Below are 24175 nucleotides of genomic sequence, written 5' to 3' on the forward strand. Positions count from 1 at the left end.
GCGCGATGCTCACTTCTCTTTGAGCCGGTAAAAAAACAGCATCAGGGTCAGAACCGCGACGGGCAGTAAAAGCGACCAGATACCCGTGCTGGTATATAAGACAGCCCCGCAGGCTGCACCAAAGACCAGTGAAAGCCACACATAAATATGCTGCAGCCAGCGGTACCGCGGAGCCTGCCCGCGTAAACTATGCGCCAGATCATTCGCGGCGTTAAAAATCGTTCCGGTCACGAAAGTTGTACCAAGCCGCGCTGCCCCATGCGGTTTAAACACAGCATTTTGCGCACCCATTGCCGCCGCCAGCAAAACAACCGGCATTGGTGCCAATCCTTGGATCTGACAGAGCAACATGGTGCTTAAGAGAAGTGTGATAACCAGCAGCATAACCCGCGCTGAATACCAGTGCTGCTCACGGGCACTGATAAAAGAGGCAAGAAACGCCCCGCTGAAAAACAGCCCGATCAGCAGCAGCGGCATAAACAGGCTTTGTCCGCGCAGCAATTGCAGCGCGCGACCATCAGGTCCGCTCATTGCCAGCCCGAGCTGCGTTGTATTTCCGCTCATGAAAGAGGCAAAATAACCGCCCAGCTCTATGAAAGCGAGCGCATCAACAAAACCGGCAACGGCAGTGAGAACCAGACCGGTCAGCAAACGGGCGGGAGGCGTCATCACAACTCACTAAAACAAGCGTCAGGACAAATGAAAGCCCGCCGGACTCTGTTCCGGCAGGCTGTAATAATGAATTTTAAAAGATCACGCTCGTTTTACAAGTCTCAGTATGACCAGCAAGATAACAGCACCGATAAATGCATTCACAATCGCGGCAATGACACCGCCACCGATCGCGAAGCCAAGACGCGGCAACAACCAGCCAGCCAGAAACGCGCCGATCACACCAACGACGAGATTTCCGAGCAAACCGAAACCACCACCGCGCACGACCTGACCCGCGAGCCAGCCGGCGACGAGACCTACGATAAGAAAGACCAGTAAACTTTCTGCACCCATTATTATCTCCGATATTAATTGCTGCCTGTTTCAGAATTTACTGCATCCCGCTCATTATTCCGACAACAATGACCGGTCGCATCATCAGGATAACGCATTAAAGACCACATGGCTGCATAATAAAATCAATAAATATAACAGGATCAGAGCAGTGCCGGTAAAATCAGGAGCCGGTTTTTCATAAACACAAGGCACAGACATAAACAGACGATACAAAGCCCGGCTTTGCAAATTAATACTATTTTAAGAAGCGCCTTATTTTCATCCTCAAAATCAGAGATACTGCCCTCCAAATATTCCGCTTGTTAAAATCGTGTAAATTTATACATTTGCTAAAGTACAAGCTCGCATGGGGGATACGCAGGTGGAAGCCAGATGGGATACCTCAGTCAGTAATCTTTTCGGATTGTCCGAAGCATCTTCATTATTTCAGGCTGTTTTACCGCGCTTTACAATCATGAACGGACTAAATGATCCGGTTCTTGATAATCTGGTTGCGCTGACTGCCAGACTCTGCGACGCACCGGTCGCGGCTATCAATCTCATTTCCCAAGAGCAGCAGATTTTTAAAGCCGTTTACGGCCTGACGCTGAACGCCCCTCCTCCCGGACATAATTTTTGCCGCCAGACATTGCTGGCCGATGATATTTTTATCGTCAGCGATGCAAGCACAACGCCGCTCTTTGCCGGCGAACCGTTTGTAACCGGCACCTCGCCTTACCGTTTTTATGCCGGAATAAAACTGACCGGCCATGACGGCACCATTTTCGGCACGATGCTAATACTCGATAAAAAGCCGCGCCATTTATCTGCCGAGCAACTCAAGGACCTTCGCAGGCTGGCACAGATCGCCGGTTCGCATATGGAAATGCAGGCGCGCCATCACCGGCAGCAACACAAAGAGCAGCTGAACCAGCTTATTATCGATAATGCGCTGGACTACGCGATTATCACCACAACACTGAGCGGTCAGGTCACCAGCTGGAATGCAGGCGCGCGCAGATTATTCGGCTGGACAGAAGAGGAAGTGCTGAAATCTTCCGTCGATATCCTGTTCACGCCGGAAGAGCGTGAAAAAAATGTACCGGAAATGCGCCGCGTCAGCGCCTTGCATCACAGGCAGGATGCGGTGGAGCGCTGGCATATGCGCAAAGACGGCACCCGGTTCTGGGCAAGCGGCCAGCTTTTGCCGCTCTACGATCAGGATGGCCATATGCAGGGTTTTCTCAAAATCCTCGTGGATCGCACATTCGTTCGCGAGCAGCAGGAACGCTTGCGCGAACAGGAGGAAATGCTTCGTCTTTCTCAGGAGGCCGGCGGGATTGGGGCATTCGATATAAATCTGATCAGCCGCACCATCACCGTCACTAACCAGATCCGGCAGATTTACGGCATTGCGCCGGACACCAATATTACGATTGAGCTTTTTGAAAAGCTGATGTCGCCGCGCAATTGTGACGAGCATAAAACCGATACGGCAAAATCCGGTTCTCTGGCATTGCCCCGTTCCGGCTATAGCGAATATCTTATTCACCGGCTGGATAATAGTGAACAGCGCTGGGCTGCACTTTCAACGGAACTCATCAGCGACGATCAGGGTGCTGTGGTGCGCATGCGCGGTATCGTACAGGATATTACAAACCGCAAAAATGCAGAAGAACAACAGGCTATGCTGACCGCAGAACTGGCTCATCGCAGCAAGAATATTCTTGCGGTTATTCAGGGCATTGCCAATCAGACATTGCGCAGTACGACCAGCGCGGAAGATGCAAGAGCCGCCTTCGAAGCCCGTATCATGGCGCTGAGCAAAGCGCAGGACGTGCTGACCCAAGGGGCAAAATCTGTCAGTGCCGAACTTGCGGATATTGTCACCAACAGCCTGTCCGTTCATGCAGGAACCGGTGAAAAACGCATAAATATCAGCGGCATTCCCGTTACGCTTGGTTCACGGCAGGCTTTATCCATGGTCATGGCTCTGCATGAGCTTGGCACCAATGCCGTCAAATATGGTGCGCTCTCAACACCTGACGGACATATCGAAATCAGCTGGCGTGTGGAAAACGGCCGTTTCCGGTTCTACTGGATAGAAAAGAACGGCCCGCAAGTGGAAAAGCCAGCGCGGCGCGGCTTCGGCTCGCGACTGATTGAGCGTACCCTTGCAGCCAGTCTCGGCGGCTCTGCCGAGCTGCATTATTTATCGCAGGGGCTGGAGTTCAGGCTCGATGCTCCGGCCAATAATATGCGCTACGATCCGGCATAAAAACGCCGCTCTTTCGGACAAGATAGCATCCAAAAGAGCGGCGCTTTTGTAAGAGATAAAATCTCAGACCAGATGTCTGAAAGCCTGAATGACTTCGTCATAAACAGGGCGCTTGAACGGAACGATCAGTTCCGGCAGCTCCATCATCGGTTTCCATGCCCACATATCAAATTCAGCATCATGTCCGCCCGGTGGCGGGTTGATTGCAATCTCGCTTTCGTCGCCCTCAAAACGATAGGCAAACCAGCGCTGTGTCTGACCGCGATATTTGCCATTTAAGGCAATACCGATCAGATGTTCCGGCAGGTCATAATTGATCCAGTTCGGCGCTTCTGCCAAAAGACTGACGCTACGCATACCTGTTTCTTCATAGAGCTCGCGCAACGATGCCGTTGCCGGATTTTCACCGGCATCAATACCACCCTGCGGCATCTGCCAAAGCTGCGTTGCACCTTCCATCTCACCATTCGGCTCAATGATACGGCGTCCTGCCCAGACTTTGCCTTCGCTGTTCAAAACCATAATGCCCACACAGGGGCGATAAGGCAGCGATGCGGGGTCACGCTTTTCAGTCATGTTTTTCATTCCGTTTATTTATCACCAGAGACAAAAAACGCGGGCACTGCCCCGCGTTTTTCTGAAGTGTACAAGCTTATTGTTTATCAGGCTTTGGCAGATCTTTTTTAGGATCCGGCGGGAATGCCGCATTGGCCATTTCACCGCGCAGCAGCTTCAGAGCTTCGCCAAGCTGAATGTCGTCCTTTGGCTCCAGCGGCACATAGGCCGAAGAACCTGAACCACTGTCATCTTCCTCAGCACCCTTGATATGGCCTTTCAGTCCGGCCTCACCCTTGGTTGTGACATCACGGCCTTTCAGCTCATCCGGCAGCGGCTGTTCCACCTTGATATCCGGTGTAATGCCCTTACCCTGAATCGACTTGCCCGATGGGGTGTAATAGAGCGCTGTCGTCAGACGCAGCGAACCGTTTTCACCAAGCGGAATGATGGTCTGCACGGAGCCCTTACCGAAGGACTGTGTCCCCAGAACCGTTGCACGACGGTGATCCTGCAAGGCACCGGCCACAATTTCAGACGCACTGGCTGAACCGCCATTGATCAGAACGATAACAGGTTTGCCTTTGGTCAGATCGCCTGCGCGGGCATCAAAACGGGTAACATCCTGCGGGTCACGGCCACGGGTGGAAACAACCTCGCCCTTGTCAAGGAACGCATCCGATACAGACACAGCCTGATCGAGCAGACCACCCGGATTGAGACGCAGATCGAGCACATAGCCTTTGAGCTTGTTCTCAGGAATCTGTGACTGAATATCCTTGATCGCTTTTGTCAGATCGTCAGAGGTTTTCTCGGTGAAGGAAATCACACGCAGATAACCGACATCATTCTCAACGCGGTAGCGGACAGCTTTGACCTTAATGATCGCGCGTTTGATCGACAGTTTGATCGGCTTGTCTGCCCCCTGACGGATCAGGGTCAGTTCAATCGCCTCATCAACCGGCCCGCGCATCTTGTCAACAGCATCATTCAGCGACAAGCCGCGCACTTCCGCGCCATTGATCTGCGTGATCAGGTCACCGGCGAGAACGCCGGCTTTCGATGCCGGTGTATCATCAATCGGTGCAATGACCTTAACCAGATCATTTTCCATAGTCACTTCGATACCAAGACCGCCGAACTCACCCTTGGTCTGCACGCGCATATCCTGCGCGGCTTCAGGGTTGAGATAGGAGGAATGCGGATCAAGCGAGGTCAGCATACCGTTGATGGCGGTTTCTATCAGCTTCTTATCTTCCGGCGGCGTCACATATTGCTGGCGCACACGTTCAAAAATATCGCCGAAAATTGCGAGTTCTTTATAGGTATCATTACTGGCAGCATTTGCACTTGAAGCCGGAGCCCCCTGCACAGCAACCATCGCCGAAGCCCCCATCAAGGCACCTGCGAAAAGAAGCGACAGTTTACGTATCATCTTGTGTCCTTCCGGAATGCCTGTCGGTCCACCACGGGGTCGGATCGACGGATTTCCCATCTTTTCGAAATTCTATGTAAAGCATCGGTGAAGAATTACCACTCCCCAGTGAAGCAACACTGGTTAAAAGCTTATCTCCCATGGTTCCGACCGGCTCACCCGCCAGCACAAACCGGCCCTGCGCAACATTGATTCTGCTTAATCCTGCCATCACGATATGATATCCGCTGCCAACATCAAGGATTAAGAGTTGTCCGTAGGAACGAAAGGGCCCCGCATAAAGTACAACGCCATCAGAAGGTGACGTAATCGTGGCGTTTTGCGGCGTTTGCAGCATTTCTCCTGCACGCGGGCGGCCAAAATCATCTTTCTGACCGAATTTTTGTACGATCTTACCACTGGCCGGTAGCACAAGCTGTCCGCGCAGAGATGCAAAATTCGCACGGGACACCAGCGAATTCTCGCCGGACTGTGCTGCGCGCTCCTGTCCGTCTGCCAGTCGCTGCTGCTCGGCATCGCGTGCGGCATCGGCCGCCGTGCGGACTTTATCCATCCGCTCCTGCAGCGAGGCAATCAGATCTTTCAGGCTGGTCGCTTTTTTCGCCAGTTCTGCGGCATGGGCACGTTCAGTCTGCAATTCTTCTTCAGACTGGCTGTAAAGCTTTTGCTTTTCTTCCAGCAGCAGTTCCTGTTTCTGTCGCTCTTCAAGTTGCGCTGTGCGACTGGCAATCAGCCGCTCCTGCTCATCTTTGATCGAAGCCTGCAAACGCTGCATCTCTTTCAGATCAGCCATCAGTTCCAGCGTCTGCGCCCGCATTTCCGGTACCACCGCACCGAGCAGCACGGCAGAACGCACGGAGGACAGCGCATCATCAGGGCGCACCAGAATGGCAGGCGGCGGGTTCAGCCCCATACGCTGCAAAGCTGCCAGCACTTCCGCCAGAACTTTACGGCGGGAACGCAATGACAGCCGGATACCATCTTCCTGCTCGCTGAGCGCAGTCAGTTTCTGTCCCGCAGCCTCAATATCTTCCGAGAGTTTCTTGTCTGTCTTGGCAGACTGGATCAGCGCAGCAGTAATGGTTGCCTGATCTTTTTTCAGTTCTGAAACGCTTGTTTCCAGCTGCTGCAGCTTTTCCTTGGAAAGCGCAATCTCGCTGTTAATAGCATCCAGACTGCCTGAGACTTTTTGATGCTGTTCTTCGAGCGGCACCGGCGGAGGAGCGGATGGTGCTGCCTCCTGCGCAAGAGCCGGAACCGGCAACAGCAGCAACAAACCGGCAGAAAACACGCATCTGACCTGTCCGGCACAAATGCGGCTCATCTTAAAAAGCCGGAAGAAAATGCTGCTGTTATTCATCAAAATTCGAATACTGATCCGTTGCGATCACTCAGTTATAGCGGTGAATCTATAACAAAGATTATCCGTGTCAAAATCCGTCTGTAAATGCTCTATTTATTTGTGATTACGCGTATCTTATCTGATCGGAGCGGGATAAGAAATCAGTTCGGTGAACTGATTTCCCCGCATAGGTGCTTCACATTTTTCGGGATACGCTCAAATTACACCCGGTGATAGGGATGACCGGAAAGAATAGTCACCGCACGGTATAATTGCTCGGCAATCAGAATACGTGCCAGCTGATGCGGCCAGGTCATTTTACCCATCGCCAGCACCAGATCAGCCCGCGCCCGCAATTGCGGATCATGACCGTCCGGCCCGCCAAGCGCTAAAATCAACTGTCTTTTGCCGCCGTCACGGATTTTACCCATTTGCTCGGCAAAGGCTTCAGAACCAAGTTCTTTGCCGCGCTCATCCAGCAGGATCAGAGCTGCGCCATTATCCAGAGCTTCATAGACTCGTGCAGCTTCATCGGCCTTACGCTGATCCGCATTGCCGCCCCTGCTTTCGGTAATCTCACTGACGCCGGTAAACTCAAATCCCAAGGCCGTTCCGGACTTGGAAAAACGGTCAAAGTATCGCTCGGCCAGTTCCCGTTCGGGACCGGCTTTCATTTTTCCAACCGCAAAAACTGTAACACGCATAATCAAAAAACCTCTGCCTGCCATAGCATGTCAGGCAGTTTGAGCAGCATGCCGTCACAATCCGGCATGCCTGATCTTACAAATCATCGTGCAAATTAATGCACTGACTTTTTACGCGGATTAAATTCATCCGCTTCCGGTGTGAGCCAGATTTTTTCGATATTATAGAACTCACGGACTTCCGGATGGAAAATGTGGATGATGATATCACCCGTATCAACCAGAACCCAGTCTGCTGCTTCAAGACCTTCGATCTGAACATCACGCACACCGATTTCTTTCAGCGCACGCAGCATATGATCGGCCACAGCACCGACATGGCGCTGGGAGCGACCGGAAGCGATCACCATATAATCGCCCAAAGCGGATTTACCGCGCAGATCAATGGAAATGATATCTTCTGCCTTGGAGTCATCAAGGCTTGCAAGCAGAACCTCTAAAGCATGAGACACAGTGGCTTCGCCGCTGACCTCAGCTGGTGAAGGCGTGTTAACACCCTTCTTTTCAATTGCTGTTCTCAATGAGTACCTTTCCGTAAAGAACAACGCCACACGGCAACTACTCCCCGTGTAACTATAAAAGTGGCAGAGTCCTGTGTCTGTTTCAAGACACGGACTCATGGAAATTTGACAGGAAAAATAACCTGCTGATTTTGCGTCTTATTCTCTCATCTCTTGCCGGCGCAATTGCGTGGATGAAAGATCAGACTGCGGCCCGTGGATAAAAACCCATGCCGGAGCCGGCTGTGTTGCAAGTTTTGCAGCATCTGTTTCAGGCAGGCGTGCCGCCTCAAACTGCTGCGCCATCACGGAATCTTCCGCCGCCATATTCGAACCCGGCCGGTTGATAACAGCAATCGGATAGGTACGGGCAATCTCATCCCATTCCTGCCAGTGATGGAAATTCATCAGATTATCCGCGCCCATAATCCAGACCAGATGCTTGTCCGGATTATGTTTGCGCACCAGCGCCAGCGTATCTGCCGTATAGCGCACCTGATAACTGGCTTCAAATGCCGTCACATGAATACGCTTATCAGTGATAAGCTCTTCACTCAGCGCAATGCGCTTGGACAGCGGTGCCAGTTCGCTTGTATCTTTCAGCGGATTGCCGGGTGTCACCACCCACCATACCTCATCCAGCCCCAGCCGTTCCAGTGCCAATTCTGCCACCAGAACATGGCCTGCATGAGGCGGGTTGAAAGAACCGCCAAACAAACCGATTTTAGCGCCAGACGGTGCAACAGGCATGTGCAGATAGTCTTCAGCAACATCCTGAAACGCTTGCGGCATCGCGGTCTTGTCTGATTGATCTTTCACTGGTTTGGACATGCGTGTGTTTAAACCCGTGTCTGTCCGTTACCGCGCACGCGGTATTTGAACGAAGTGAGCTGTTCAACACCAACCGGTCCGCGCGCATGCATCTTGCCGGTCGCGATGCCGATTTCCGCGCCCATACCGAACTCGCCGCCATCGGCAAATTGCGTGGATGCATTATGCAGCAAAATGGCTGAATCAATCTCGTTGAAGAACCGCTCAACAACCGCTGTATCTTCCGCAATCACAGCCTCTGTATGATGCGATGAATAGCGATTGATGTGCTGCAATGCACCATCAATACCATCAACCAGCGCTACGGAAATGATCGCATCCAGATATTCCGTTGACCAGTCTTCCGCAGTCGCCGGTTCAGCTTGTGAGTAAAGCGTGCTTACTTCTGCATCACCACGGATCACACAACCGGCTTTTGCCAGCTCATCCAGTACCGGCACCAAATGCGTCTCAGCCACTTTGCGATCAACCAGCAAAGTCTCTGCTGCGCCACAAATACCAGTGCGGCGCATTTTGGCATTGAGAACGATCTTCTTTGCCATTTCCAGATCAGCACTGGCATCAATATAAACATGGCACAGGCCTTCGAGATGCGCAAAAACCGGCACCCGCGCCTCTTCCTGCACACGGGCGACAAGGCTTTTACCGCCACGCGGTACAATCACATCAATCGCACCGTTCAGACCTTTGAGCATTTCACCGACTGCAGCGCGGTCTGTCACCGGCACCATCTGAATGGCAGCTTCCGGCAGACCTGCGGCCTTCAAGCCTTCAGCCAATGCGGCATGAATTTCACGGGATGAATGCGCGGAATCCGAACCACCACGCAGGATCACCGCATTACCGGCTTTCAGGCAGAGCGCACCGGCATCGGCTGTCACATTCGGGCGGCTTTCATAAATCACGCCGATCACGCCAAGCGGTGTACGGACACGCTCAATATGCAAGCCGTTCGGGCGATCCCATTCGGTCATCACTTCGCCGACCGGATCTCTCAGCGCTGCAATCGCGCGAATACCATCAGCCATTGCGCGAATGCGTGTTTCATCCAGTTTCAGACGGTCAATGAAAGATAAGGCAGTGCCTGCAGCTTCCGCTGCTGCAACATCCAGCACATTGGCATTAAGGATCAGGTCTTTGCGACGCAGCAAGGCATCGGCCATAGCAATCAAAGCTGCATGTTTGCGCTCGGCACTGGCAATCGCCAGCGGACCAGCCGCAGCACGCGCTTTACAGCCAAGCTCTGCCATCAGTTCAGCAACTGCCAGAGTGTCCTGCTTATCCTGCATTGCACATTTCCCCCTCAGCGCTCGCAGCACCTTGCGCACGGCTGCCACGGATCACCAGATCATTGCGGTGCACCATCGAAGAACGCGCGAAATAGCCGAGAATTTCCTCAATCTCACCGCTCTTATGACCGGCGATCTTCACGGCATCGGCAGCATCATAACCGGCCAAACCACGGGCAACCTCACGGCCTTCCAGATTAAGGATGGAAACCGTATCGCCGCGCTGGAAATCACCGCGGACTTCCCGCACACCGGCGGGCAAAAGAGACTTGCCTGATTTCAGCGCTTTCAAAGCACCGTCATCAATCACCAATTGCCCTGCTGCATCGAGATGACCAGAAATCCAGACTTTCCATGCATTAACCGGCGCATCGGACGCTTTAAACAAAGTTGATCGCTCACCACGATCAATCGCCGCCAGCGGGTTCATCCGGGTGCCGGAGGTGATAATCATCGCAGTTCCGGCCGCATTGGCAATCTTACCGGCATCCAGCTTAGTTTTCATGCCACCGCGCGACAATTCAGAAGCAGCAGCACCGGCCATAGCTTCAATATCCGGTGTAATCGCTTCCACAACCGGTAAAAACTGTGCATTCGGATCTTTATGCGGCGGCGCGGTATAAAGGCCGTCAATATCAGACAACAGAATGAGCAGATCAGCGCCAATCATTGTGGCAACACGGGCAGCTAAGCGATCATTATCGCCATAACGGATTTCGTTGGTCGCTACTGTATCATTCTCATTGATAACCGGCACGGCCTTAAGCTTCAGCAGCGTTTCAATCGTTGCGCGGGCATTGAGATAGCGGCGGCGCTCTTCCGTATCAGACAATGTGAGCAGCACCTGCCCTGCCATGATCTGATGGGCACCCAGCACATCAGCATAGGCTTTCGCCAATGCAATCTGCCCTGCTGCTGCTGATGCCTGACTTTCCTCAAGTTTCAGAGTGCCCGAAGGTAGTCCCAGAACCGTGCGCCCAAGTGCAACCGCACCGGAAGACACAACCAGCACTTCCACACCTTGCGCCTGCAAAGCCGCAATATCGGCAGCAAGACTTGTCAGCCAGTTCTGCTTCAACCCCTGAGCACGATCAACCAGAAGCGCCGAGCCGATTTTGATAACAATACGACGATAATTCTTCAGCGCCCCGATCGTCATGATCTGCTCACTTACCTTTATAATCCGACTTGGCTTTAGCGTCCGCTTTCGCAGCTTCGAGATCTGCTTCTTCCGCACGGCTCTGGTCGATGATCCGTGCCAGTTCGCGCAGCGTTGTCTCAATACCTTCACGGCTCACAGCCGACAGCAACAACGGTTCACGGCCACACGCCTTTTTCAGCGCCTTCATCTTGTCTTTGCGTGCATCGGGATCAAGCGTATCGGCCTGCGACAGTGCGATAATCTCGATCTTATCAGTCAGACCGTGACCATAAGCTTCCAGCTCACCACGAATAACCTTATAGGCTTTCGCCACATCTTCTTCCTGTGCCGAAACCAGATGCAGCAGCACACGGGTGCGCTCCACATGACCGAGGAAACGGTCACCGAGACCAATGCCTTCGCTCGCACCTTCAATCAGACCCGGAATATCCGCGATCACGAATTCACGCGCATCCACACGGGCAACACCAAGATTCGGATGCAGCGTGGTGAAAGGATAATCAGCGATCTTCGGCTTGGCAGCGGTCACACTGGCAAGGAAAGTCGATTTACCGGCATTTGGCAGACCAACGAGACCCGCATCCGCAATCAGCTTCAGGCGCAGCCACAAGGTGCGCTCAATACCTTCCAGACCCGGATTGGCACGACGCGGCGCCTGATTGGTCGAGGTTTTGAAATGCAGGTTACCGAAACCGCCATTACCGCCTTTGGCAAGACGGTAGCGCTGGCCAACAGTAGTCAGATCGCAGATCAGCGTTTCATTGTCTTCTTCAAAAATCTGCGTGCCAACCGGCACTTTAAGAATGACGTCATCGCCTTTACCGCCGGTCATATTACGACCCATGCCGTGCATACCGGTTTTCGCCCGGAAATGCTGCTGATAACGATAGTCGATCAGTGTATTCAGACCATCCACGACCACAGCCCAGACGTCACCGCCGCGACCACCGTCACCGCCGTCAGGACCACCGAATTCCAGAAATTTTTCGCGACGGAACGAAACCGCGCCAGCACCGCCATTTCCGGAGCGGATATAAATTTTTGTCTGGTCGAGGAACTTCATGTGCTTGCCTTTTCCGGCACAGGCCGGCTGTCGGATAGTCCGATATTAAGAGGTAATAAATTGCAGATATATGCGACCGCAATTTTAACTGAGATATTTAAACTGAGCCAATACAGCAAAAAACCGGACTTGAAAACCGCCGCCCGCTGCAGTTGCAAACTATAGTTTCAGTGCAGACGCACACAAAGTGAGCAGCGGCTTTTATCCTTATGTCGCAGTGCAGAGCATTATTGCCCTGCACCACGCAATTCCAGCCATTGCTGACGGGTCATGATATAGCACTCAACCGGCACATCTCCGTCAACAACAGAGTGACCAATGGCAGAGCCCGTATGTCTGAAACCGCATTTCTCAATCACACGCTTTGAGCCTTCATTGCGGCTTTGCGCACTGATATAAATCTGCTCCAGCGACAATTCACGGAACGACAAATCGATCAAAGCCGTTGCAGCTTCTGTGGCATAGCCTTTGCCCCAGTAAGGCTCACCCAGCCAATAGCCGATCTCATAGCCGGGGCCATATTTATGATCGTGCAATGTAAGGCCGCCGATAAACTCACCCGTATCGGCAAGCGTAATCGCATAAACAAACTGCCCGATCGCACCGGACGCTGCGAGCTTGATAAAATCAACCGCATGTTCACGCGAATATGGATAAGGCAACCGTGCCAGCATACGCGCCACATTAATATTGTTTGCCAATGCAGCGATCGCATCAATATCTTCTTCATGCGGCGGGCGCAGCACAAGACGCTCTGTGAGCTGCACTGGGGAATCCCGCAAAGTCACTTTCGCACCATAGGCTCCTGTCAACCCCGCACCTCTGAGATCATCATCGGTGGCCAGTGCAGCCTGTCTGCTTTCGCTTCTTAATTCTGTTCCGCTCTGCAATTTTGTCATTCTTGCTTTCAGGCCTGCCGGCCATCCTCCGGGAAAAATAAAAGGGGAGACGGTTTCCCGTCTCCCCTTCAATATTTTGTCCGTAAAGCGGCTTCATATATCGGGTTCAACAGGAACACCGGTATATGAATGGAGCACCGGTTACTCCGCAGCTTCAGCCATCGGGTTCACGGATACAAAGGTTCGGCCGTTTGCTTTTGTCTTGAAAGACACAACGCCGTCAGCCTTTGCGAACAGGGTATGATCTTTACCCATGCCGACATTTGCACCCGGATGCCACTGGGTACCGCGCTGGCGAACAATGATGTTGCCTGCGATAACAGCTTCGCTACCGAATTTTTTCACGCCAAGGCGTTTCGACTCTGAATCGCGACCGTTACGCGATGAACCGCCAGCTTTCTTATGTGCCATCGGTATTCTCCTTTAATTCGTTGATTACTCAGCAGCTTCAGCTTTTGGCGCAGCCTTTTTCGGCGCGGCCTTTGCTTTAGCGGATGGCTTTGCGCCACCGGTGAGGATTTCCGAAATGCGGATAGTCGTCAGTTCCTGACGATGACCGCGTGTACGCTTGGAGTTCTGACGGCGACGCTTTTTGAACGCGATAACTTTTTTCGCACGACCCTGTTCAACTACTTCCGCAGTTACTACAGCACCTTCAACGCGCGGAGCACCAACAGTGGCGTTTTCACCTTCGCCAACGATCAGAACTTCTGCAAATTCTACAACATCACCGGCTTCACCGGCAACTTTTTCAACTTTAAGCACATCATTGGCGGCAACGCGATACTGCTTACCACCTGTCTTAATGACTGCGAACATTTGTTTTCCTTTCGGGTCGTTCGTTTCCGGTTCTCCCGCCGAGCAGGGACCGTCTTCTTGTCAGTCGTGACAGTTTGATTATTTATCTTAGCAAAAACATCAGTTTAAGGTCTGATAAACACACAACAAAAGTCAAAGGGGATTCTCATCCTCCTGCGACGTGGCCGCATATAGTGGCAAAAACACCGCCGCGTCAAGGTTTTTCAGATCCTAAAGCACATTATCTACGAAATTATGATGCGTTCTGAACGATTAGGACTTGTCTAAATCCGCTGTCCGCGTTATGAGCGCGACACACATTCAGCAAATCGCATGATTTGATATGAAAACAGATTGTTTAGTCTGAAACTTTCATATGATGACACAGCGGAGAGGTGGCTGAGTGGTTGAAAGTACCGCACTCGAAATGCGGCGTGGGGGTAACTCCACCGTGGGTTCGAATCCCACCCTCTCCGCCAGTTTTATGATAACCCCTTAAAACAATTCAATAATATTTTGCGATGCGTATGCCACCGAGGCACTGGTACATTTCATTGGTACATCGGGGTACAATTTGTCTCGTAAAAATATGCCTCGGCTCTATCGTCGCGGCAACATTTTCTACTTTCGTGCAACGGTGCCGCATAAATGGCGCACAGCAATTAAAGCTTTAGAAATCAAGTTCTCCTTACAAACAGAAAATCGTTTACTAGCGAAAATCAGATGCCGCTTTCTGAGCAATTCATTCGACATTTTCTTTCGGGAGGAAAACTTGGCCAAAATTACGATTGCGCAAATACACGAAGTGGCGCGTGAGTACTTCCAAGATGAGCTTAACAAAGCGCTTGAACTCGTTACTGATGTGATTGACGACCCGCTGATCAATATCGACGAGGAAATATTCGGCCTTCATAAAAGCAGGAAAAAGCTTCAACAGACGCTTACCACCGGAAAATACGATGAACTCTGCACTCATGATGCAGAACTTATATGGAAAGAATTAGCTCAAGAAAAAACAGATCTGGAGATGCGTGATTATCTACGCCGCACAATTACTAAAGCGATGATTTTACGGAAAAGTTATTTACTCTCCGAATTAACCGGAACGACCTATGACGGTTATACTAACGACCCGATATTTAATGGGATAATGCCGACCCATATCCCCTTGCACCCTATGAGTGAAAAAGAGGAAGAAGCTGACAAGAATGAACAACCGTCCTTGCTGCTCTCAGACGCTATTCAGGATTATCTCAAATTAAAGAAACCTATCTGGGTAAAAAAAACCATCGGGGATAATTTGCGATCCCTTAACTTGCTTACTTCAGTCGCGGGGTGCGGTAAAAATATTGCTGATATTAATAAAGACGACATTATTAAAGTTCGAAACACGCTAATGAATATACCTGCCGGGGTTTTATTAGCTGAAAAGCCTCTGGATAAAAAATACATCGATCCTATAGACAATACCGGAACCTTTGAAAAACTGTCTTACACAACACAAGACAAGTACTTCACTATGATACGCACCTTCTTAAAATGGGCAGTAGATGAAGAGCGCATTCCAGTCATGCCAGGTTCCAGTATAAAAATCATGAAAAACCATAAAACTCATGCTGAAGGCGAGCGTGATCCTTATTCAATACCCCAATTAGAAAAGATTTTTAGCAGCCCTCTTTACACTGGGAGCAAATCTCCCTCCCGTCGGGCTAAAATAGGAAACTACACGAAACAAGACGCCTATTTTTGGATACCAATCGTAGCCCTTTATTCAGGTATGCGATTAGGTGAAATTATACAGCTTAGCATTAACGATATAAAGTTAGAGTACGATGTTTGGTTTTTCGATATATCCCGTGATGATGACGACGACAAAATTATCAAGACCTCATCGTCAATTAGAAAAGTGCCTATTCACCACCAGTTAATCAAACTAGGGCTAATCGAGTACTACCAACAAAATCGGGCAGCAAAAAAAACGCGTCTTTTCTATGAAATTAAACGTTCTGCCTCTGGCGGATATTCGGATAACTTCTCGAAATGGTGGACACGCTATATGGAAAGCACCAAAATTCGTACACCGAACACTGCTTTTCACTCCTTTCGCCATACCTTTATCGATGCTTTACGAGAAGGAAATGTTAACGAAGGCATTTCTAGATCTTTGACTGGGCACTCATCAAAACGTACGGGTGATGTGCATTCCAAATATGGCAAAGGGGCGAGTATCAAACGCCTGAAAACGGAAATTGATAAAGTAGACTACCCCTTCCTTGAAACACACTGGAGCGCAATAAAAGATGCTTTGTAGGCATTAATTTTTGTCACTTATTTTGCATCAAATACAACATAATAAGTGACAAAATTGCGTTGATATGTTATTCATATTTCATGCCTAATTATTACAGCTAGTGAAGCGAAAATTAGGTTTTGGGAATGCCGTTAACATTTGTTTATAAAAGCAAGTCTTCTAACAAGACAGAAACCCTCCCAGAAAAATCTAGTATCAATTTCATTCCTAAGCCATTCATAGATAAAATCTCTATCGTAGTTGATTTGCTGCCGCATGATGGACATGACTTCTACACACAGTTCTTTACTGATATTGCAGAGCCAGATGTTTACAGGGACGCTCCCAAAGCGAAGTTCGGCGGTTTTAAAACGGCGAAACGAATTGCATTACCAAGCCTAGTAAAAAAGCTGACTAGCGAGCCTAAAGCTAACAAAAGCATCATCAAAAAATACCCTCTCATCCAGCTTGCATATGACAAGAAGATCAAGCAGGTGAAAAAGCTTCGCCTTGAGTTTGTGCCTGTCGATCTCGGCAAACAAGGTATGCAAGAGCTTGCGGATGAAATCAGTGGCCTGATGCATGATGGTTGGGACTATCTATTACAGCACGGTCGCGTCACTCGCCTTGATGTCACCGTTGATTTTCCTCACCTAAGTACAGAGGATATCCATTTCCTGCCGCAGCAGATGCTAACCTATACAACGTGGGAGCTGGACGGTAAGCGACAGACCATTACAAGCGGCAAGAAGCAAGGTAATCAAACCTTGATCTATGACCGCGGCGCAAAACGCACAGCAATGGGACAATCCGCCGAAGGTAAGAATGGTGTGCGGATAGAACGTAGGCTAACCAAGATAATGCCTAGTCTGCAAGTTGCTCAGCTTACGAACTTTTCAAATCCATTTTTAATGTTGAGTTTCGTGCAAGAGTTAAGTGTCTTACCACAGCCAATCCTACCAAAATCATCAGAATGGATATGGACGATGTTCTGCGATAGCGTGAAGCAACGTTCATTGCAGGGCGCTTTAGCATTACTTTCAGAAGCGCGGCGTACACAGTTCCGTAGTCATCTAAAATTGCATGGATCACACTGGTGGCAACCTGAGCTCATCTGGGAAGAATGGAAACCTATGCTGAAAGAATTGCATCTGAGCAAATAGCGAGATTGTTGAATAATAGCCTAACTCATGTGCAATTGATTGCACACGGTTTAAAATGAACCGCCAAAGCTTTCTTGTGCAATTAATTGCACAAAATCCCGTTGTCACGGCCTGAGGCTGGCACAAGAGCCACACAACCCCATGGCCCCCCGTTTTTCTACCCATAATGGGGTAGCGTTATTGCGAAGAATACGCGCATAATATCCGAATGATAATTATTGAATTAATTGAATAATTACTTGGACTTAGATCGGTATTTGCTACGATTTCCTGTATAGAAACCTATGGAAATCTGTAATGAACAACGGCTCTGAAACACCAACACAAAATCCTTCCTTTGAATTTATAAACAACTGTATAAACTCGGCTGATCCTTGGCAGGCATCTAGCCTGTTGCAAAAGGCAATCCGGCGCGGTGAGTATGATATTGCAATACAAGCTGCATATCGGTTTCATAGTCTGAGAGGGAATGCGATTTGGCGGCGCCTGTTAATTATCGCCGTAGAAGATATCGGCATTGCCTCTATAAATGCCATGACATTCGCCGCGCTTGCTTGTGATGCAAAATGGCGGGGCGGTGTTGATAAGAGCTTGGCTGTAATTGCCAGTGTTGTGCGCTGCCTGTGTGATGCTCCCAAAGACCGGTCTACCGATTATCTGGCTTGCGCTGCCAGAAAACACTCAGCCTTCGAGCCATTGCGCTGCCGTGTTGGTAGCAGCTCTCTTGATGAGAGAATTGCTATGGCCGCTAGTTTACAACTCCCATTGGTTCTTAGAGGTGTTGCAGCGTGGTATTCCTCGGGAATTGAAGCCCGCGGTGAGAAGCGCGTCGGAGCAGGTAATCTTGCTGGCCTGCTGGACAGTTTCGCTGAAGCCCGTGTTCCACGCGATCTGCTGGAGATCACGTCGATTGCTTGCCGTCGAACCCGTGAACCAATGTGCATTATGCTTCCGGTTTTGTGGATGGAAGCATTTATGACCACGCCCCGATTTACCCCCTACATTCAGGACAAAAACTTATCAGCATCCGAATACACTCATGGCATGCCGCTATATTGCTTTGACAAGCATACCCGCATTGGCAAACTGGCCATCACACGGTTCTCTGTGCAAAATACTGAAGTGGCAGACTTCTTCAATCATTACATACCGGACTTCAGAATACGGGATGCTGTCGCAATGGCAGCTTATTATGTGGATGCCGTTCCTATATCGCGGCAGCTTGTATGGGATGGCTGCGCAGAACTGGAAAGACTAGGCACTGAAAGCGACTTCGAGCCATGCGGTGCTCCGCTTCATGCTGTGAGTAAATTAATCAAAGTTGTACGGAACAATCTTGGTCATCTGAATGCCATTCGCCACGAGCTGTTCATGCAGCAAATAAGCGACAGGGATTGAGGTCATGATATTCGCCCGACACCATCAAGAGCTGGCCTCCAACGATCACGACAGCCAAATTGCAATTAATTGCACACAACCCTTTGATGAAAATGCTTGTGCAATTACTTGCAATCTTAATGTCGATGCGATTAACGCCGCGCCAGCGGCTGTTCAGGCGGTGCTGCATCAATCAGTCTCCGACAACACTAAACGCGCCTACAGGGCAGATATGGCGCATTACGCCTCCACTCAGCGCCATCTCCCCGCAACACGAGAAGGCTTTGCTGAATATCTTGTTGAGATGGCAGGCAAATATGCTGTGGCCACAATTCAGCGAAGATTGATTGCCGTGTCTAAAGCGCACAAAGCACTTGGATATGACGATCCGGCAAAGTCGGAACTGGTGAGAGCGACAATGCGAGGTATCAGACGTTCTTATGGTGTGAAGCAACGGCAGGCAACCGCTCTGCTGCGTGATGATCTCTTTGCGATATTATCCAAATTGAGCAACCGCCCGAAAGATATCCGCGACCGTGCCTTACTGCTTCTCGGTTTCACCACAGCAATGCGCCGGTCAGAACTGGCGAACCTTGACTTTGCTGATCTGGAGTTTGTGACCAAGGGCTTACTCGTTCATCTCCGGCACTCAAAGACCGATCAGGAAGGTCAGGGCAGAATGATCGCTGTTCCATTTGGCCGAACCCGTCATTGTGCAGTTCAGGCCATTCAGGCATGGATCAGTCTGGCTAACATTCATGAAGGCGCTCTATTCCGTGGTATTGATAAGCACGGGCACATCAGCAACCAGCGCGTTTCCGGCGAAGCAGTCAGCACTGTAGTAAAATCCCGTATAGCTCAAGCTGGCTATGACCCAGCACATTACTCCGGTCATTCATTGCGTGCAGGCTTTGCGACCTCAGCAGCACAAGCCGGAGCATCCAGCTATAAGATCAGGCAAACAACAGGCCATAAATCCGAAACTAGCCTGAACCGCTATATACGCGATACCGATCTGTTCAATGATGCTGCGATAACGCGGGTTCTGTAAGCCCTGAGATATGCGCCGTTATTTTCTCGGCTTCAGTGCGGCTTCAATGATGCCTTTGATCCATAACAGCTCACCTTCATCCAAGCCGGACAACCGGATATTCAATTCGGATAGAACAGGATTGCGCCTTGTTGTTGGCAGTTCGGACGTAAACAGTTCCGCCGCATCAACCTTCAAAGCTTCAGCCAAGCGTTCAATAAACGGAAAACGCGCTCCGGTTGCTCCCGTTTCGATTTTGGAGATCATATCCACGCTTATATTCGCAACAGCAGAAAGCTGTTCTTGCGTCATACCGGCCTTACGCCGATGCACAGCAACCAAACGACCAAATCTTTTGCGTAAATCATCCATGGCACACTCCAGTGATGTGTGTACGTGGCAACTTGGTCAAAAAGCAGTGATTAGGATTGCGGAAAACTTTATTTCCGCCATCTACTTGCAACATCAGATAAATAGCTTACGGGTATAGGACATCATCAACACTGCACCGAGGTTGTTATGGGGCTGCGCAAAAATACGGATCAACAGTCGAGTGATCAGGCCGAATTGAGAGAAAAGAAGAAGCTCATACTCTCCGTTCCAAGCCGAGAAAGGGCTGGTTTGAAAGATCAGGCAACGCACTCCCCCAAAGGCAAGGCATCTCTTCCCAAGCAGCTTCTAGATTTACGTGTGCAATATTTAGCTGGGCAACTCAGCAGAGAAGACTATCAATCTGCCAAACGGAAAATGATGCAAAGCCCTGCGAATACAAAACCATCTAAAAATCGATATGCAATGATTGCAGCATTACTGGTTGCCGCTACGATTATTGGAATTGCGGTATTTTGGTAAACCGTTCAACTGCATGCAAAACTTGAGTGACAAACTTTATTCATAAGGGAAAGCTCTTATCAATAAACAGTAATTATACGTTGGTTCATCAGCATCATTGCGAGAGTGGAGCATATGAACAGCGTAGAAATTGAAGAGCTCAAGGGAACGGCAGCCAAATTAGCTGAATATGTTACACAAAATAGCACGTATGAGTTTGAAGGCTATTTCTGGCTAAAGAGCACGCGCATTTCAATTGCATCGCAGTTGAACGTAAATGAGCGCACGATCAGACGAGTTTTAGAAAAGCATCACAACACGTTTCGATATCTTGATTTATTGAATAGCAAAGAGGGCAAATATGTTTTGCTTCGTGTTGGTTCAGGTATGTGTCAATCCGATCATGTCGCGTTTCTACGCAGAACGTGGGTGCATGGATTAGTCTTCTTCAATGCAGACTTAGCTCGTAATCTCAAAATCAAACTAAATACTCTGCCCAATTTTGAGTTTGCAGCTACTGGGCAACAACAGCAAAAGGTAGAGCGTTTAGAAAAGCACATTGCGAAAGCAATACAAGGCGCATCAAATTTAGAGAAACTAAAAGCTGGTGAAAAAATCTCACTCACGGTCCAGCCAAGTCATATGGGATATCTGCGAGGAATAGTCCAAATCTTCGAAGAAGACGCTCAAGAAGTACTCAAGTGTGTCGTAAAGTACGAGGGCTGGGAAATGTTTATGGCGCACATTAAAGTCGAAGAACGTGAAACCAAATTTTACCATTGGCCTAATCTTCCAGTAGTTTTAAAAAACCCTGACATCGCACTAGAAACGTACCTAACTACCTTACAGTCAGAAGGCAGCGTACCTATCAAAGAAGCTAATAGATTGATGGCAAAAATAGCCAAGCTTCAGAAACAAACAGCGGCAAAGGATTAATGTCCACTACTCTATGTCCCCTGATATTAATTATATAACTTATCTATTTAACCAGAGGGACAGAGAAACGGACATATAGATAAGCTGAAAAGATCGCTACGCTCTCTTTTCACTTACGGGAAAGAAAAAATAAAAAATACCAAGGCAGAGCAGGACGCTTTTGGGTTTGAACTCCAAACGGAGTGCAATTAATTGCACACGGCCTCTTTGAAGATATTTGTCAGTTTGGATAACTAGCAATTATCGCGGGTTATAAAAGATCATCCACCAGCGTATAATGTTTTTTTACACAACTGAACCGCCCCCTTAAAAATGAATGGGTTCATACTGTTTTTGCAACTGCAACACGTAATATATTGGGTTACATAAAAAGGCCTGTTTGATTGCCTTGGTATTAGCTTGATCCACTTCATCTCGGGTGCAATAATGCGTCTTTATAATTGAGTTAATCGGCTGTTGAAGAGTAGCGATATAACCAGTGAATTTGCTGGCGTGAACGTGCTTCATGAAATATGAGTGACGAATGAAAGATATGACTTCCAAACCAAAAACGTCTACAACGGAGCCGTCTTTTAACATTGAGAAAAATGTAAACCTAATAACAATTGCGGAAAAATTAAAAACAATACGTGCAAAATATAATTTGAGCCCTGCTGACTTGGCTCTTCATTTGGGTGCATCACTTTTATCAGTAGTTCGCTGGGAGCGTGGAGATAATACTCCTAGTCTTCAAACTATCCGTAAGATCGATTTGCTGTATAATGATGCTCAGAACGAGCATAGCACTAAAAATCTACATACCGATCTCACATTTCGTTCTAAAGGAATTTTGCGAAAAAAAAATAAGGCTCTCCCACTTTTTAATCAAGATATTGCTCCTTTGGAGAATACCACTTTACCAAATATTATAACTCGACTTTTTGATGGTGAGTACTGGCAGGACGGGCGAAATAAATTAGCATATATGCTTTCAAAACACCTCGAAGCCGCAGAAACAATATCAGTTCCGGCGACAGGTGGAATATCTGCTGGCAAGAACACTTATACATATGACGCCCATACGTATCATACGAAAGTGCCACCTCAGGGTATTGCTGAAGTTTTAAAAAGATATCTTCCATCAGGCGGAGTAGTTCTCGATCCTTTTGGTGGAAGTGGGATGACAGGTGTTGCTGCGCGTTCACTTGGATATGATGTAATTATAAATGAACTCTCGCCAGCAGCTAGTTTTATTTCTAATCGGTTCATGGCCAAAGTTGACCCTACAAAATTTGCCGAAACAATAGAGCGTATTCGGCACGAAGTCGCGCCAATAGCTCAAAAGCTCTACACAACAACTTGCCGCGAGTGCGCAAAAGCTACAGAAATTCAATACACTGTATGGTCTTACATCGTTGGTTGCACCAACTGCAATACGCATTTTCCTTTATGGGATCATTGCAGAAAGTATGGCCGCACAGTACGCGAACATAAAATTCTTTCAGAATTCGAATGTCCATGCTGTAAAGTGAACCTGAAAAAATCACAATTGCCTAGATATGACGTTGTTCCAGTACTGGTAGGCTATAAATGCTGTGCTAAAACCATTAAGGAACACTCGCCTAATGAAGAAGATCTTTCATTGATACGAGAACTTGAGAGCTCAGAATTGCCGTTGCAAGGTTTCTACCCTCAAAACTCGCTTCCTGATGGGGTAAACTTGAACCAGCCTAAACGGCATGGCCTTACTTCCATTGATAAATTTTATACACATCGCAATCTGATAATGATGAGCCATATTTGGCAAGCAATACACCGAGTGGAAGATATCGAGTTATCAGCTAGTGCTGCATTTGTTTTCACCTCGTTGTATCAGCGCGTTACACGGCTCTCGGATTATAGATTTTGGGGAGGCAGCGGTAATACTGCCCGTTTCAATGTACCTCATATTTTTAATGAAGCGAACGTTCTTGCTACATTCTTACGAAAAGCACAGTCGATCCAAGATCATCTTGATAGCACCGCGCCTAAATATGAAGGACAGACTATAGTCCATACAGGCAGCGCTACCTCCATGAATTTCCTCCCTGACGAATGCGTAGATCTAATTTTTACAGACCCTCCGTTCGGCGCGAACATAAACTATAGCGAAATGAATTTTCTTTGGGAAAGTTGGCTTGGGACATTTACCGATGTCACAGACGAAGCCATCGTTAATAAATATCAGAAAAAAGATAATGTTGCTTATGGAGATCTAATGCAGCAAAGCTTGTCTGAATGCTATCGGGTACTCCGCGATGGGCATTGGTTGGTTCTTGTCTTTATGAACTCTTCTGAAAAAATTTGGAGCCAGCTTCAGCGAGCAATCGCAAATGCCGGTTTTCATATCGAGCAGGTAGATATTTTCGATAAACAACACGGGACTTCTAAACAATTTGTAAGCGAAAATACTACTGGCTGTGATCTGATGCTGCACTGTCGAAAAATCAAAGGCAAGACCTTTACTCAAGCCACATCTGACAAGATTGCAGTGAGCGTTGAGGAGTTTCTATCTGAACGAGTGGGAGCTTTTCCTATGCTTCCATTCCTTCACGTTGAGCGTGCCGATGATATCGATTACAGGCAGCTTTATAGTGAGTGGCTTGCGGTAAGCATTTTACAAAGAAGCGACACAATGGACTTCGCAAAGTTTCGCGATATTGTGAAATCTTATTTAGGATAAA

General features: G+C 48.9%; 23 protein-coding genes and 1 tRNA gene. 9 read left to right on the top strand and 15 right to left on the bottom strand.

Annotation, left to right across the window (positions count from 1 at the left end):
* Nucleotides 1-9: 9 nt before the first annotated feature.
* Both KHQ09_RS15750 and KHQ09_RS15755 read right to left on the bottom strand, forming a co-directional pair.
* The gene (locus KHQ09_RS15750; RefSeq protein ID WP_213599194.1) at nucleotides 10-669 is read right to left on the bottom strand and encodes a YoaK family protein; all 660 of its coding nucleotides are present in this window, start codon (nucleotides 667-669) and stop codon (nucleotides 10-12) included.
* Between the two features lie 84 nt (nucleotides 670-753).
* Complete coding sequence (locus KHQ09_RS15755) at nucleotides 754-1008, bottom strand: GlsB/YeaQ/YmgE family stress response membrane protein (protein WP_022709794.1); 255 nt, start codon at nucleotides 1006-1008, stop codon at nucleotides 754-756.
* A gap of 349 nt (nucleotides 1009-1357) precedes the next feature.
* On the opposite strand from KHQ09_RS15755, the gene KHQ09_RS15760 reads away from it, so the two are divergent.
* Entirely contained in the window at nucleotides 1358-3268 is a 1911-nt protein-coding gene (locus tag KHQ09_RS15760) for a PAS domain S-box protein (RefSeq protein ID WP_213599195.1), read from the top strand.
* 63 nt (nucleotides 3269-3331) lie between these two features.
* Here the strand turns inward: KHQ09_RS15760 and KHQ09_RS15765 are convergent, their stop codons facing one another.
* From KHQ09_RS15765 to rplU, 12 genes are all read right to left on the bottom strand, one after another.
* Complete coding sequence (locus tag KHQ09_RS15765) at nucleotides 3332-3844, bottom strand: RNA pyrophosphohydrolase (RefSeq protein ID WP_238481661.1); 513 nt, start codon at nucleotides 3842-3844, stop codon at nucleotides 3332-3334.
* A gap of 76 nt (nucleotides 3845-3920) precedes the next feature.
* Nucleotides 3921-5258 (bottom strand): S41 family peptidase, encoded by a 1338-nt coding sequence (locus KHQ09_RS15770; protein ID WP_022712243.1) that lies wholly within the window; start codon nucleotides 5256-5258, stop codon nucleotides 3921-3923.
* Entirely contained in the window at nucleotides 5248-6618 is a 1371-nt protein-coding gene (locus KHQ09_RS15775) for a murein hydrolase activator EnvC family protein (protein WP_213599196.1), read from the bottom strand. Before KHQ09_RS15775 ends, KHQ09_RS15770 begins: the two co-directional genes overlap by 11 nt.
* 203 nt (nucleotides 6619-6821) lie before the next feature.
* Complete coding sequence (gene rlmH / locus KHQ09_RS15780; protein ID WP_213599197.1) at nucleotides 6822-7304, bottom strand: 23S rRNA (pseudouridine(1915)-N(3))-methyltransferase RlmH; 483 nt, start codon at nucleotides 7302-7304, stop codon at nucleotides 6822-6824.
* A gap of 95 nt (nucleotides 7305-7399) precedes the next feature.
* On the bottom strand, nucleotides 7400-7825 hold the full coding sequence (rsfS, locus tag KHQ09_RS15785; protein ID WP_238481662.1) for a ribosome silencing factor: 426 nt from the start codon (nucleotides 7823-7825) through the stop codon (nucleotides 7400-7402).
* A gap of 138 nt (nucleotides 7826-7963) precedes the next feature.
* The gene (locus KHQ09_RS15790; protein ID WP_420801457.1) at nucleotides 7964-8635 is read right to left on the bottom strand and encodes a nicotinate-nucleotide adenylyltransferase; all 672 of its coding nucleotides are present in this window, start codon (nucleotides 8633-8635) and stop codon (nucleotides 7964-7966) included.
* An 8-nt stretch (nucleotides 8636-8643) separates the two neighbouring features.
* Nucleotides 8644-9924, bottom strand: coding sequence for a glutamate-5-semialdehyde dehydrogenase (locus KHQ09_RS15795; protein ID WP_213599199.1), 1281 nt, complete (start codon nucleotides 9922-9924; stop codon nucleotides 8644-8646).
* Complete coding sequence (gene proB / locus KHQ09_RS15800; protein WP_213599200.1) at nucleotides 9914-11083, bottom strand: glutamate 5-kinase; 1170 nt, start codon at nucleotides 11081-11083, stop codon at nucleotides 9914-9916. Before proB ends, KHQ09_RS15795 begins: the two co-directional genes overlap by 11 nt.
* A gap of 7 nt (nucleotides 11084-11090) precedes the next feature.
* Nucleotides 11091-12149, bottom strand: a complete 1059-nt coding sequence (gene obgE / locus KHQ09_RS15805; RefSeq protein ID WP_213599201.1) for a GTPase ObgE — start codon at nucleotides 12147-12149, stop codon at nucleotides 11091-11093.
* A 227-nt stretch (nucleotides 12150-12376) separates the two neighbouring features.
* Nucleotides 12377-13048 carry a GNAT family N-acetyltransferase gene (locus KHQ09_RS15810; protein ID WP_022712236.1) on the bottom strand — a complete coding sequence of 224 codons (672 nt, stop codon included), beginning with the start codon at nucleotides 13046-13048 and terminating at the stop codon, nucleotides 12377-12379.
* Nucleotides 13049-13189: 141 nt separating this feature from the next.
* Nucleotides 13190-13459, bottom strand: coding sequence for a 50S ribosomal protein L27 (gene rpmA / locus KHQ09_RS15815; RefSeq protein WP_022712235.1), 270 nt, complete (start codon nucleotides 13457-13459; stop codon nucleotides 13190-13192).
* A 24-nt stretch (nucleotides 13460-13483) separates the two neighbouring features.
* A complete protein-coding gene (rplU, locus tag KHQ09_RS15820) occupies nucleotides 13484-13867 on the bottom strand; it encodes a 50S ribosomal protein L21 (protein WP_022712234.1) in 384 nt (127 codons plus the stop codon).
* A gap of 368 nt (nucleotides 13868-14235) precedes the next feature.
* Here rplU and KHQ09_RS15825 point away from each other — a divergent pair.
* The 5 genes from KHQ09_RS15825 to KHQ09_RS15845 all read left to right on the top strand — a co-directional run bounded on the left by KHQ09_RS15825 (nucleotide 14236) and on the right by KHQ09_RS15845 (nucleotide 19727).
* A tRNA-Ser gene (locus tag KHQ09_RS15825) sits at nucleotides 14236-14325 on the top strand.
* Nucleotides 14326-14420: 95 nt separating this feature from the next.
* Entirely contained in the window at nucleotides 14421-16157 is a 1737-nt protein-coding gene (locus KHQ09_RS15830; protein ID WP_213599202.1) for a site-specific integrase, read from the top strand.
* A gap of 125 nt (nucleotides 16158-16282) precedes the next feature.
* A complete protein-coding gene (locus KHQ09_RS15835; protein ID WP_213599204.1) occupies nucleotides 16283-17299 on the top strand; it encodes a hypothetical protein in 1017 nt (338 codons plus the stop codon).
* A 297-nt stretch (nucleotides 17300-17596) separates the two neighbouring features.
* A complete protein-coding gene (locus KHQ09_RS15840) occupies nucleotides 17597-18697 on the top strand; it encodes an AAA family ATPase (RefSeq protein ID WP_213599206.1) in 1101 nt (366 codons plus the stop codon).
* Nucleotides 18698-18701: 4 nt separating this feature from the next.
* The gene (locus KHQ09_RS15845) at nucleotides 18702-19727 is read left to right on the top strand and encodes a site-specific integrase (RefSeq protein ID WP_213599208.1); all 1026 of its coding nucleotides are present in this window, start codon (nucleotides 18702-18704) and stop codon (nucleotides 19725-19727) included.
* Nucleotides 19728-19745: 18 nt separating this feature from the next.
* Here the strand turns inward: KHQ09_RS15845 and KHQ09_RS15850 are convergent, their stop codons facing one another.
* A complete protein-coding gene (locus KHQ09_RS15850; protein ID WP_213599210.1) occupies nucleotides 19746-20078 on the bottom strand; it encodes a helix-turn-helix domain-containing protein in 333 nt (110 codons plus the stop codon).
* 147 nt (nucleotides 20079-20225) lie between these two features.
* Between KHQ09_RS15850 and KHQ09_RS15855 the strand changes: the two genes are divergently transcribed.
* The 3 genes from KHQ09_RS15855 to KHQ09_RS15865 all read left to right on the top strand — a co-directional run bounded on the left by KHQ09_RS15855 (nucleotide 20226) and on the right by KHQ09_RS15865 (nucleotide 24174).
* Entirely contained in the window at nucleotides 20226-20558 is a 333-nt protein-coding gene (locus KHQ09_RS15855) for a hypothetical protein (protein WP_213599212.1), read from the top strand.
* Nucleotides 20559-20672: 114 nt separating this feature from the next.
* Nucleotides 20673-21473, top strand: coding sequence for a hypothetical protein (locus KHQ09_RS15860; RefSeq protein ID WP_213599214.1), 801 nt, complete (start codon nucleotides 20673-20675; stop codon nucleotides 21471-21473).
* Between the two features lie 523 nt (nucleotides 21474-21996).
* Nucleotides 21997-24174 (top strand): DNA methyltransferase, encoded by a 2178-nt coding sequence (locus tag KHQ09_RS15865; RefSeq protein ID WP_213599216.1) that lies wholly within the window; start codon nucleotides 21997-21999, stop codon nucleotides 24172-24174.
* Nucleotide 24175: the final 1 nt, after the last annotated feature.

Source organism: Pseudochrobactrum algeriensis (assembly GCF_018436245.1).
Lineage (GTDB): Bacteria > Pseudomonadota > Alphaproteobacteria > Rhizobiales > Rhizobiaceae > Pseudochrobactrum > Pseudochrobactrum saccharolyticum.